This window comes from Rhodobacter maritimus (assembly GCF_058747975.1).
On sequence record NZ_CM179095.1, the window covers coordinates 1,293,991 to 1,304,309 of the forward strand.

Annotated in this window: 15 protein-coding genes and 1 pseudogene; all 16 read left to right on the forward strand. The window is 67.4% G+C overall.

The features are described 5' to 3' along the window. Positions 1–160: 160 nt before the first annotated feature. A complete protein-coding gene (locus AC4PTO_RS06510; protein ID WP_492732918.1) occupies positions 161–487 on the forward strand; it encodes a hypothetical protein in 327 nt (108 codons plus the stop codon). Further along, the gene (locus AC4PTO_RS06515) at positions 435–1,784 is read left to right on the forward strand and encodes a DNA-packaging protein (protein WP_492732919.1); all 1,350 of its coding nucleotides are present in this window, start codon (positions 435–437) and stop codon (positions 1,782–1,784) included. The genes AC4PTO_RS06510 and AC4PTO_RS06515 overlap by 53 nt, the downstream gene beginning before the upstream one ends. A 177-nt stretch (positions 1,785–1,961) precedes the next feature. Beyond that, positions 1,962–3,140: a phage portal protein gene (locus tag AC4PTO_RS06520; RefSeq protein WP_492732920.1), complete on the forward strand. Its 1,179-nt coding sequence runs from the start codon at positions 1,962–1,964 to the stop codon at positions 3,138–3,140. 5 nt (positions 3,141–3,145) lie between these two features. Next, positions 3,146–3,379, forward strand: coding sequence for a GTA head formation protein, RCAP_rcc01685 family (locus tag AC4PTO_RS06525; protein ID WP_492732921.1), 234 nt, complete (start codon positions 3,146–3,148; stop codon positions 3,377–3,379). A gap of 9 nt (positions 3,380–3,388) precedes the next feature. After that, positions 3,389–3,943, forward strand: coding sequence for an HK97 family phage prohead protease (locus tag AC4PTO_RS06530; protein WP_492732922.1), 555 nt, complete (start codon positions 3,389–3,391; stop codon positions 3,941–3,943). Positions 3,944–3,982: 39 nt separating this feature from the next. Continuing rightward, a pseudogene (locus AC4PTO_RS06535) lies at positions 3,983–5,195 on the forward strand (phage major capsid protein). 150 nt (positions 5,196–5,345) lie between these two features. Further along, on the forward strand, positions 5,346–5,945 hold the full coding sequence (locus AC4PTO_RS06540; RefSeq protein ID WP_492732923.1) for a head-tail connector protein: 600 nt from the start codon (positions 5,346–5,348) through the stop codon (positions 5,943–5,945). Further along, entirely contained in the window at positions 5,942–6,280 is a 339-nt protein-coding gene (locus tag AC4PTO_RS06545; RefSeq protein ID WP_492732924.1) for a head-tail adaptor protein, read from the forward strand. Before AC4PTO_RS06540 ends, AC4PTO_RS06545 begins: the two co-directional genes overlap by 4 nt. Beyond that, a complete protein-coding gene (locus AC4PTO_RS06550; protein ID WP_492732925.1) occupies positions 6,277–6,684 on the forward strand; it encodes a DUF3168 domain-containing protein in 408 nt (135 codons plus the stop codon). Before AC4PTO_RS06545 ends, AC4PTO_RS06550 begins: the two co-directional genes overlap by 4 nt. A 77-nt stretch (positions 6,685–6,761) precedes the next feature. Next, positions 6,762–7,175 carry a phage major tail protein, TP901-1 family gene (locus tag AC4PTO_RS06555; RefSeq protein ID WP_492732926.1) on the forward strand — a complete coding sequence of 138 codons (414 nt, stop codon included), beginning with the start codon at positions 6,762–6,764 and terminating at the stop codon, positions 7,173–7,175. Continuing rightward, a complete protein-coding gene (locus tag AC4PTO_RS06560; RefSeq protein ID WP_492732927.1) occupies positions 7,175–7,495 on the forward strand; it encodes a gene transfer agent family protein in 321 nt (106 codons plus the stop codon). The genes AC4PTO_RS06555 and AC4PTO_RS06560 overlap by 1 nt, the downstream gene beginning before the upstream one ends. After that, entirely contained in the window at positions 7,492–7,701 is a 210-nt protein-coding gene (locus tag AC4PTO_RS06565) for a rcc01693 family protein (protein ID WP_492732928.1), read from the forward strand. Before AC4PTO_RS06560 ends, AC4PTO_RS06565 begins: the two co-directional genes overlap by 4 nt. Beyond that, positions 7,688–8,350, forward strand: a complete 663-nt coding sequence (locus AC4PTO_RS06570; protein ID WP_492732929.1) for an RcGTA-type gene transfer agent tail tape measure protein — start codon at positions 7,688–7,690, stop codon at positions 8,348–8,350. The genes AC4PTO_RS06565 and AC4PTO_RS06570 overlap by 14 nt, the downstream gene beginning before the upstream one ends. Positions 8,351–8,359: 9 nt before the next feature. After that, a complete protein-coding gene (locus tag AC4PTO_RS06575) occupies positions 8,360–8,992 on the forward strand; it encodes a phage distal tail protein, Rcc01695 family (protein WP_492732930.1) in 633 nt (210 codons plus the stop codon). Continuing rightward, positions 8,992–9,882, forward strand: coding sequence for a phage/gene transfer agent baseplate hub protein (locus AC4PTO_RS06580; protein WP_492732931.1), 891 nt, complete (start codon positions 8,992–8,994; stop codon positions 9,880–9,882). Before AC4PTO_RS06575 ends, AC4PTO_RS06580 begins: the two co-directional genes overlap by 1 nt. Further along, the gene (locus AC4PTO_RS06585; RefSeq protein WP_492732932.1) at positions 9,879–10,319 is read left to right on the forward strand and encodes a C40 family peptidase; all 441 of its coding nucleotides are present in this window, start codon (positions 9,879–9,881) and stop codon (positions 10,317–10,319) included. Before AC4PTO_RS06580 ends, AC4PTO_RS06585 begins: the two co-directional genes overlap by 4 nt.

Below are 10,319 nucleotides of genomic sequence, written 5' to 3' on the forward strand. Positions count from 1 at the left end.
GGCACCGCACTCAACCTTGAATTTATATATTGACTTTGCAAACGCCTTAAGGTAGAGACATGTCATGCTAGGAGAAGTGGGCAAGCGGCACGGGGCAACCCGGCGCCGCTTTTTCATTTCGCTCGTGCGGAACAGGCATGAGAGGCGGGACCAGCAATAGATGAAGATGACTTTCTCGGCTGAGGAAGCGGCTCCGGCAGATCTGCTGGCGGAGACCGAAGTTCTGTATCGTGAAATCGCCGGCGAACTGGCGGCCGTGATGGACAGGGTCCGGCGCGGCGAGATCGGTGAGGCCAAGGCCGCGCAACAAGCCGTGCGCGACCTTCGCGCGGCGTTTCAGATGGTAATGGATGAGAGGACCAGAGTTGAAAAACTCCGCAAGCAGGTTGCCGGAGTCGTCCGCGATCACGCGCTCGACTTCGACGCGGCGCGAGATGAGATCGGGCGCCGCCTGGCTCGCCTCCGCGACGCAGCAGGAGGTGGATAGCTTTCTGGAAGGGCTGGATGACAATGCGTTCCTGGCCCTTCCCTGGATGTTCGAATTCTGGGCGCTGCCGCATCAGCTGCCCCCCGAGGGTGCCTGGAAAAGCTGGGTCATCATGGGCGGGCGCGGTGCGGGCAAGACGCGGGCCGGGGCCGAGTGGGTGCGCAGCGTGACCGAGGGCGCGCGCCCGCTCGACCCCGGCAAGGCAAGGCGCGTGGCGCTGGTGGCCGAAACCTTCGATCAGGCGCGCGAGGTGATGGTGTTCGGCGAAAGCGGGATTCTGGCCTGTTCGCCCCCCGACCGGCGCCCGGACTGGGAGGCGGGGCGCAAGCGCCTTGTCTGGCCCAACGGGGCGGTGGCGCAGGTGTTCTCCGCCCACGAGCCCGAGGCACTTCGCGGCCCGCAATTTGATGCGGCATGGGTGGATGAGCTAGCCAAGTGGAAAAAGGCCGAGGAAAGCTGGGACATGCTGCAATTCGCGCTGAGGCTGGGCGATCATCCGCAGCAGGTCATCACCACGACCCCGCGCAATGTGAGGGTTCTGAAGGCGATCCTGAAAAACCCCTCGACGGTGGTGACGAACGCCCCGACCGAGGCGAACCGCGCCTATTTGGCGGCCTCGTTCCTGCAAGAGGTGCAAAGCCGTTACGCCGGCACGCGCCTTGGCCGGCAAGAGCTTGACGGTGTGCTTCTGGAAGATGTCGAGGGCGCCCTCTGGACGACGGCGATGCTTGAAGGGCTGCGGATCGAACAGGCGCCGCCGCTCGACCGGATCGTGGTCGCCCTCGATCCGGCCGTGACGGGGCACGCGCATTCCGACGAATGCGGTATCGTGGTGGCAGGCGTGCGGATGCAGGGCCCGCCGCAGGACTGGCAGGCCGTCGTGCTCGAGGATGCGACGATCCGCGCGACCTCCCCGGTGGAATGGGCGCGCGCGGCAATCGACGCGATGGCGCGCCACGGGGCCGAGCGTCTGGTCGCCGAGGTCAACCAGGGCGGGGATCTTGTCGAAAGCGTCTTGCGCCAGATCGACCCCTTGCTGCCCTTCCGCGCCCTGCGGGCCGGCCGCGGCAAGGGGCTGCGGGCCGAACCCGTCGCCGCACTATACGAGCAGGGCCGTGTCAGGCACCTCAAAAACGGCCGCCTGGGCGCGCTCGAGGATCAGATGTGCCGCATGACGGTCCGGGGCTATCTGGGAACGGGCTCGCCCGACCGGGTGGATGCCTTGGTCTGGGCGCTGCATGAACTGGTCATCGAACCCGCGTCCCGCTGGAGCCGGCCGCAGATGAGAAAACTTTGATGCCTCCGGCGGGGATATTTGGACAAAGGTGAATCTGCTTTCATCTTCGTGAAAGTATCCCGCGGGGGTCCGGGGGCGCGAAGCCCCCGGCGATCTGGAAAAAAGCGCAGGGCCGGGATTTCCCGGCCCGTTTCTTTTCGCAGCCGGGCGCGGTTGCCGCGCGTTGAGGAGAACGGGATGGTAATGCAATATTTTCGAAAGGCTGCCGCGGCGCCTGCACCGGAGCGCAAAGCTTCGGCGACGGGGCGGGTGGTGGCCATGGCGGCCGGGTCGGGCCGCGTTGTCTGGAGCCCGCGCGACAATGTCAGCCTAGCGCGGTCGGGTTTCACCGGAAATCCGGTCGGGTTTCGCTGTGTGAAGCTGATCTCGGAGGCGGCGGCGGCGATGCCGCTGGTCTGTCAGGACCGCGCGCGGCGCTATGAGCAGCACCAGATCCTCGATCTTGTGCGGCGTCCCAATGCCGGGCAGGGCCGGGCCGAGCTTTTCGAGGCGCTTTACGGCCAGATGCTCTTGTCCGGCAATGGCTACCTCGAGGCGGTCGCGCCCGAACCGGGGCTGCCGCGTGAGCTGCATGTCCTGCGCTCCGACCGGGTCAGTATCGTGCCGGGGGCGGATGGCTGGCCGGTGGGCTATGACTATTCGGTCGGCGGGCGCAGGCATCGTTTCGACATGACGGGGCATCCCGATCCGATCTGTCATATCCGGGCTTTCCATCCGCAGGACGACCATTACGGCCTGTCGCCGCTTCAGGCGGCGGCGACGGCGATTGATGTGCATAATGCGGCCAGTGCGTGGTCGAAGGCGCTTCTGGACAATGCGGCGCGGCCCTCGGGGGCGATCATCTACAAGGGCGTCGACGGGCAGGGCACCCTGTCGTCCGATCAGTATGACCGGCTCGTCTTCGAGATGGAGACCCATCATCAGGGCGCGCGCAACGCGGGGCGGCCGATGCTTCTGGAAGGGGGGCTGGACTGGAAGCCGATGGGGTTTAGCCCCTCGGACATGGAGTTCCACGAAACGAAGGCCGCCGCCGCGCGCGAGATTGCCGTGGCGTTCGGGGTTCCGCCGATGCTTCTGGGCATTCCGGGCGACGCGACCTACGCGAATTACCAGGAGGCCCATCGCGCCTTCTACAGGCTGACCGTGCTGCCGCTGGCGACGCGGGTGACCGCGGCGGTGGCCTGGTGGCTCTCGTCCCATATGGGCGAGGTGGTCGAGTTGCGCCCCGACCCCGATCAGGTTCCGGCCCTTGCCGCCGAACGCGATCAGCAATGGAAGCGCATCGGCGAGGCGGGCTTTCTCAGCGATGCCGAGAAGCGCGTGCTGCTTGGGCTTCCGGCGGTGGCGGAGGACTAGGGCCCATGGCGGAAGGCGGGTCGCGCTACCTCAAGGAGCCGTTCGAGATTCACGAGCAGCGTTTCGAGGCGACCGAGCGGATCATGGATCTGCAATTCAGCCAGGTCGACCGGCGCCTGGGCCGGATCGAGACGATGATCGAAGGGTTGGAGCGGCGCTTGTGGATGACGGTCTACGGCGTTGTCGCCGTGATCCTGACGCAGGCAGTCCAGGGCATTCTCGAATATGCCCCCAGATAAGGAAATCACATGAAAACAACTGATAACGGGCTGGAGTTGAAGTTCTGCCAGGGCGGCGTCCTTCAAGTGGCCGATGGCACGCGCGTCGAGGGCTATGCGAGCCTTTTCGGCCTTGCCGATCAGGGTGGCGACATCGTGCAGCCCGGCGCCTATGCCCGCTCGCTGGAGCGGATGGCGGCGCGGGGCGGCTCGGTCAAGATGCTTTGGCAGCATGATCCGGCGCAACCGATCGGCATCTGGGACGAGATCCGCGAGGACACGCGCGGCCTGTTCGTCAAGGGGCGCCTGCTGCCCGATGTGGCGCGCGCGCGCGAGGCGGCGGTGCTGATCGCGGCCGGGGCGATCGACGGGCTGTCGATCGGATATCGCACGATCGCGGCCGAAAAGGATACGAAGGGCCGCCGGCTTCTGGCGGAGCTCGACCTTTGGGAAATCTCGCTCGTGACCTTCCCGATGCTGCGCGAGGCGCGGGTTTCGGCCAAGGGCGCGACGCCGGACGCCCCTTTTCTGCACGATCTGGCCGCCACACTGGATGCGGCGGCCCGGATACTGGCCGACCGCTGAGCGGTTTGCCCCCTTTCACCAGCCACAGATGGAGAGACGATGAAAACCGAGACGAAGGCTCGGGCGGGGACGGGCATGGCCGAAAGCCCGGACCCGGCCGCCGAAGTGAAGACCGCGATCGCGGGTTTCCTGAAGGAAGTCAAAAGCTTTCAGGACGAAGTGAAGACCAGATTTCAACAACAGGATGAGCGTTTGACCATGCTTCAGACCAAGACCACGCCCTTCGGGCGCCCCGCCCTTGCCGCTGCCGCCGAAGAGGCGCCGCACCAGAAGGCCTTTGCCGCCTATCTGCGTTCGGGCGATGATGACGGCCTGCGCGGCCTTGTCCTCGAGGGCAAGGCGCTCAATACCCAGGTGTCGGCCGAGGGCGGCTATCTGGTCGATCCGCAGACCTCGGAAACGATCCGGGGCGTGCTGAAGGCCACGGCCTCGATCCGGCAGATCGCCAATGTGGTGAATGTCGAGGCGACCTCGTTCGACGTGCTGGTCGATCATTCCGAGATGGGCTCGAGCTGGGCCACGGAAACCGCCGCGCTGAGCGAGACGGGCACGCCGCAGATCGACCGCATCTCGATCCCGCTGCACGAGCTGTCGGCGATGCCGAAGGCCAGCCAGCGGCTGCTGGACGACAGCGCCTTCGATATCGAGGGCTGGCTGGCGGGCCGGATCGCGGACAAGTTCGCCCGCGCCGAGGCTGCGGCGTTCGTGAATGGCGATGGCGTGGACAAGCCGAGGCGTGGACAAGCCGACGGGGTTGCTGACCCATGCGAGCGTGCCCGAGGAGACCTGGAGCTGGGGCAACCTGGGCTATGTCGCCACCGGCAATGACGGCGATTTCGCCGCCTCGAACGCGAGCGACGCGATTGTCGATCTGGTCTATGCGCTGGATGCCGAATACCGCGCGAATGCGACCTTCGTCATGAACTCGAAAACCGCGGGGGCCGTGCGCAAGATGAAGGATGCGGATGGCCGCTTCCTGTGGACCGACGGCCTTCAGGCCGGGGAACCCGCGCGCCTGATGGGCTATCCAGTGCTGATCGCGGAAGACATGCCCGACATCGCTTCGGACGCGCATGCGATCGCCTTTGGCGATTTCCGCAACGGCTATACCATCGCCGAGCGCCCCGAGCTGCGCGTGCTGCGCGATCCGTTCTCGGCCAAGCCGCATGTGCTGTTCTACGCCTCCAAGCGCGTGGGCGGGGATGTGAGCGATTTCGCCGCGATCAAGCTGCTGAAATTCGCCACCGCGTAAAGGGGGCGGATCGGGCCGGGGGCATGCCCCCGGTTTCGGCCGGGCGCGGGTTCGACCGCTGTCGTCTAGCTGCTCCCTCCGTCCGAGCGATGGCGGGAGGGTCCGCGCCCAATTCCCCTGCGGGGGCGACGCGAAATCCGGAGAAACTCCATGATGCTGAACGAAGAAACGGCGGTTCCCTCGGCGGCGCTGCCGGTCGCGGAATTCCGCGATCATTTGCGGCTGGGCACGGGCTTTGCCGATCTGGGCGCCGAGGACGCGGCGCTTGAGGGCTATCTGCGCGCGGCGCTTGCCGCGATCGAGGGGCGGACCTCCAAGGTGCTGCTGGCGCGCGACTTCCTGCTGGAGCTGGAGCACTGGCGCGGCGAGGGGGGCCAGCCGCTGCCGCTGGCGCCGGTCAGCGCGCTGCGCGTGCTGCGGATGCGCGACCGCGAGGGCAATCCGACCGTCATCGACCCTGCCCGCTACCGGCTGGTGCGCGACATGTCGCGCCCGCGGCTGGAGGCGGTGGCGGGGCTTTTGCCCGGCATTCCGGTGGGCGGGGTGGCCGAGATCGCCTTTACCGCGGGCTTCGGGCTGGGTTGGGCGGATCTGCCCGTGGACCTGGCGCAGGCGGTCTTTCTGCTGGCCGCGCAATATTACGAGACCCGCCATGAGGGCGCGGCGCAGGGTGGCGCTGCGATGCCGTTTGGCGTGATGGCGCTGATCGCACGCTGGCGCACGGTGCGCAGCATCGGCGGTGCGCTGTGAGCGCGCCGCAGCTTGGCCGCAGGCTGGCGCTGGAGGCGGCGGTGCGGATGCCCGATGGCGCGGGCGGGCATGTGCTGGAATGGCAGGTCCTGGGGCATCTGTGGGCCGCGGTGAAGTCCGGCGCAGGACGCGAGAGGGCGGGCGAGTTCGTGACGCTGGCTACGGTGCCCTACCGCATCACCGTGCGCGCGGCCCCGCCCGGCGCGGCCAGCCGCCCGCAGGCCGACCAGCGTTTCCGCGACGGCACGCGGGTGTTTCGCATCCTTGCCGTCAGCGAGGCCGACCCGCGCGGCCGCTATCTGACCTGTTTCACCCATGAGGAGGTCGTTGCATGAGTTATGCCGTCAGCGCCGCACTTCAGGCGGCGATCTATCAGCGCTTGCGGGCCGCGGCCCCGCTTGCCGCACTTGTGGGCGAGGCGATCCATGACGCGGTACCGCCGGGCACGCCGACGGGCACCTATGTCAGCCTCGGGCCGGAGGATGTGCGCGATGCCTCGGACGCGACGGGCGCGGGGGCCGAGCATGATTTCGTGGTCTCGGTCGTGACGGACGAGGCCGGGTTCCAAGCCGCCAAAGCGGTGGCCGCGGCGGTGTCGGACGCGCTGGTGGGGGCGAGCCTCGTGCTGGCGCGCGGGCGTCTGGTGGGGCTGTGGTTCCTGCGGGCGCGGGCACGGCGCACCGAGGCGGGCACGCTGCGCCGCATCGACCTGACCTTCCGCGCCCGCGTCGAGGGCTGAGCGCACAAGGTCACATCGGGCCGACCGCCGCGTTCCGGCGGCGCCCATTTTCCATTCACACAACCGGAGAGACAGCCATGGCGGCGCAGAACGGCAAGGACCTTCTGATCAAGCTTGACCTGAACGGGGGCGGGCAATTCGAGACAATCGCGGGGCTGCGGGCCACGCGCATCAGCTTCAACGCCGAAACGGTCGACGTGACCAGCCTTGAATCGCAGGGCGGCTGGCACGAGCTTCTGGGCGGGGCGGGGGTGCGCTCGGCCGCGATCTCGGGCTCGGGCGTGTTCAAGGATGCGGCCACGGATGAGCGCGCGCGCCAGATCTTCTTCGACGGAGAGGTGCCGCTTTTCCAGGTCATCATTCCCGATTTCGGGATCGTCGAGGGGCCTTTCATGATCACGGCGGTGGAATATTCCGGCAGCCATAACGGCGAGGCGAGCTATGAGCTGAGCATGGCCTCGGCCGGGGCGCTTGGTTGCACGGCGCTTTGATGGCGAACCCGTGGGCAGGAGAGGTGGCGGTCTGGCTGGACGGCACGCGCCATGTGGCCAAGCTGACGCTGGGTTCCCTGGCCGAGCTTGAGGCCGAACTGGCCGAGGGCAGCATGATCGCGCTGGTCGAGCGGTTCGAGAAGGGGGCGTTTTCGTCGCGCGATGTGCTGTTGCTGGTGGTGGCGGGGCTGCGGGGCGGCGGCTGGAACGGCACCGCGGCGGATCTGCGCACCGTGGAGATCGGGGGCGGCGCGGTCGGCGCGGCGCGGGTGGCCGCAGAGCTGCTTGCCCGCGCCTTCACGGTTCCGGGCGGCGCATGAGCGGGCTTGATTGGGTCGGGTTGATGCGGGTGGGCATTCGCGGGCTGGGGCTTGCGCCCGCGGCCTTCTGGCGGCTCAGCCCCGCCGAACTGGCGCTGATGCTGGGCGAGGCGGCGGGTGCGCCGCCGCTGACGCGCGCGCGGCTGGACGCGCTGGTGGCGCAATGGCCGGACGAAGCGAAAGGAACGGGTGATGATCGAGGTTGACGGGCTGGACGGTCTGGGCCAGCAGGCGGCGGCGCTTGAACGCGCGCTCGGCGGGGCCGAGACGATGGCGGGGGCGTTCAATCAGGAGCTGGCGCGGATGCGGGAAAGCATGGTCTTTACCGGCCGCGAGGTCAGCACGCTGAGCAACGGTATTGGCCGCGGGCTGCGACGCGCATTTGACGGGCTGATCTTTGACGGGATGAAGCTGTCGGATGCGCTGGAAAGCGTGGCGCGCACGATGAGCGACAGCGTCTATGCCGCCGCGATGCGGCCGGTGCAGAACGCGGTGGGCGGCGCGATTGCGAATGGCATGAACGCGCTTCTGAGCGGCGTTCTGCCCTTTGCCGACGGGGGCGCCTTCTCGCAGGGGCGGGTGATGCCTTTTGCGAAGGGGGGCGTGGTTTCCTCGCCCGTCCGTTTCCCGATGCGGGGCGCGACGGGCCTGATGGGCGAGGCCGGCCCCGAGGCCATCATGCCGCTTGCGCGCGGCCCCGACGGACGGCTGGGCGTGCAGGCCGCGGGCGGAGGGCGCGCGGTCAATGTCGTGATGAATGTATCGACGCCCGATGTGGCGGGGTTTGCGCGCAGCCAAAGCCAGATCGCCGCGCAACTGAACCGCGCGCTTGCGCGGGGCGAACGCAACCGCTGAGTAGCAGCCATGGCCTTTCACGAAATCAGATTTCCCGCCAATCTCAGCTTCGGCTCGGTCGGCGGGCCCGAACGGCGCACCGAGATCGTGACGCTTTCCAACGGTTTTGAAGAGCGCAACACCCCCTGGGCGCATTCGCGCAGGCATTACGACGCAGGCGTTGGGCTGCGCAGCCTGGACGATGTGGAGGCGCTGGTCGCGTTCTTCGAGGCGCGCCAGGGCCAGTTGCACGGGTTTCGCTGGAAGGACTGGGCGGACTACAAATCCTGCCCGGCCTCGAAACAGGTGGATTTCGAGGATCAGCTGATCGCGGTGGCCGATGGCGCGGCGCGCGCGTTCCAGCTGGTCAAGACCTACCGCTCGGGCGGGGTGGAGTATGTCCGCCCGATCCTCAAGCCAGTTGCGGGGACGGTGAAGGTGGGCCTTCAGGGCGACCGGCAATCCGAGGCGGTGCCTTTCACCGTCGATACCGAAACCGGGATCGTGCTGTTCCAGGACGCCCCGGCCGAGGGTGTGCGGGTGACGGCGGGCTTTGAGTTCGACGTGCCGGTCCGCTTCGATACCGATCGCATTCAGGTTTCGGTTGCCTCCTTCCAGGCGGGCGACCTGCCGCAGGTTCCGGTTGTGGAGGTGCGTCTCTGATGGCCTATCCCGAAAGTCTGAAAACGCATCTGGCCTCGGGCGCGACGAGTGTGGCGCGGGCCTGGGCGGTGACGCGCACGGATGGCACCGTTCTGGGCTTTACCGACCATGACCTGCCGCTGAATTTCGAGGGGATCGCCTTCGCGCCGCAAAGCGGGATGACCGCCAGGGCGATTTCGCAGACCACAGGCCTGTCGGTCGACAATACCGAGGCTTTCGGTGCGCTGTCCTCCGACGCGATCAGTGAGGAGGACATTCTGGCGGGCCGCTTTGACGGCGCAGAGGTGCGCGCCTGGCTGGTGAACTGGGCCGCGCCCGAGGAACGCGCGCTGGTCTTTCGCGGCCATATGGGCGAGATCACGCGCGGCGACGGCGCCTTCACGGCCGAGCTGCGGGGCCTGTCCGAAAAGCTGGGGGCCGAGAAGGGGCGCATTTTTCATCCGCGCTGCTCGGCCATTCTGGGTGACGGGCACTGCCGCTTCAACCTCGACCGCAGCGGATATGCGGCGCAGCTTGAGGTCGAGCGGATCAGCGAGGCCAAGGTTTTCCACTTTGCCCAGGTGGCGGGATTTGCGGATCGCTGGTTCGAGAAGGGCCGGCTTCGGGTTCTGACGGGCAAGGCGAAGGGGCTGGTCGGTCAGATCAAGAACGACCGGGTTCAGGGGCAGGGCGCAAGGACGATCGAGCTGTGGCAAGGCCTTGCCGCCGGGGTCGCGCCGGGCGATCGGGTGCGGATCGAGGCCGGCTGTGACCGGCGCGAGGACACCTGTCGGCTCAAGTTCAACAACTACCTGAACTTTCGTGGCTTTCCGCATATTCCGGGTGATGACTGGCTGATGTCCTACCCGGTGTCGTCGGGCACGAATGACGGCGGAAGCCTGTTCCGATGAGCGGGCAGCAGGTTGTAGCGGTCGCGCGGGACTGGCTGGGCACGCCGTATCAGCATCAGGCCTCGGTCCGGGGGGCGGGCACCGATTGTCTGGGCCTTTTGCGCGGCATCTGGCGCGCGATTCATGGCGAAGAGCCAGAGCCGATGCCGGCCTATACCGATGATTGGGACGAAACCGGGCGGGAGGAGCTGCTTTGGGCCGCCGCCCGGCGGCACCTTCGGGCCCTGCCGTGCGGGTATCCGGAAGCGCCGGGCCAGGTGCTTTTGTTTCGCATGCGCGAGGGTGCCGTGGCCAAGCATCTGGGGATCTTTGCGCAGACCGGCGCGCAGGCGACATTCATCCATGCCTATAACGGCCACGGCGTGATCGAGAGCCCCCTGTCGCTTCCCTGGCGCAGGCGGATCGTGGCGCGTTTTGATTTTCCTGAAGGAGCCTGA

Coding starts and splice junctions, on each gene's coding strand:
- AC4PTO_RS06530 (WP_492732922.1), top strand. CDS start 3,389: ATGAAAACAACTGATAACGGGCTGGAGTTGAAGTTCTGCCAGGGCGGC.
- AC4PTO_RS06550 (WP_492732925.1), top strand. CDS start 6,277: ATGAGTTATGCCGTCAGCGCCGCACTTCAGGCGGCGATCTATCAGCGC.
- AC4PTO_RS06580 (WP_492732931.1), top strand. CDS start 8,992: ATGGCCTATCCCGAAAGTCTGAAAACGCATCTGGCCTCGGGCGCGACG.
- AC4PTO_RS06515 (WP_492732919.1), top strand. CDS start 435: ATGAGATCGGGCGCCGCCTGGCTCGCCTCCGCGACGCAGCAGGAGGTG.
- AC4PTO_RS06570 (WP_492732929.1), top strand. CDS start 7,688: ATGATCGAGGTTGACGGGCTGGACGGTCTGGGCCAGCAGGCGGCGGCG.
- AC4PTO_RS06560 (WP_492732927.1), top strand. CDS start 7,175: ATGGCGAACCCGTGGGCAGGAGAGGTGGCGGTCTGGCTGGACGGCACG.
- AC4PTO_RS06540 (WP_492732923.1), top strand. CDS start 5,346: ATGATGCTGAACGAAGAAACGGCGGTTCCCTCGGCGGCGCTGCCGGTC.
- AC4PTO_RS06555 (WP_492732926.1), top strand. CDS start 6,762: ATGGCGGCGCAGAACGGCAAGGACCTTCTGATCAAGCTTGACCTGAAC.
- AC4PTO_RS06510 (WP_492732918.1), top strand. CDS start 161: ATGAAGATGACTTTCTCGGCTGAGGAAGCGGCTCCGGCAGATCTGCTG.
- AC4PTO_RS06520 (WP_492732920.1), top strand. CDS start 1,962: ATGGTAATGCAATATTTTCGAAAGGCTGCCGCGGCGCCTGCACCGGAG.
- AC4PTO_RS06565 (WP_492732928.1), top strand. CDS start 7,492: ATGAGCGGGCTTGATTGGGTCGGGTTGATGCGGGTGGGCATTCGCGGG.
- AC4PTO_RS06585 (WP_492732932.1), top strand. CDS start 9,879: ATGAGCGGGCAGCAGGTTGTAGCGGTCGCGCGGGACTGGCTGGGCACG.
- AC4PTO_RS06575 (WP_492732930.1), top strand. CDS start 8,360: ATGGCCTTTCACGAAATCAGATTTCCCGCCAATCTCAGCTTCGGCTCG.
- AC4PTO_RS06525 (WP_492732921.1), top strand. CDS start 3,146: ATGGCGGAAGGCGGGTCGCGCTACCTCAAGGAGCCGTTCGAGATTCAC.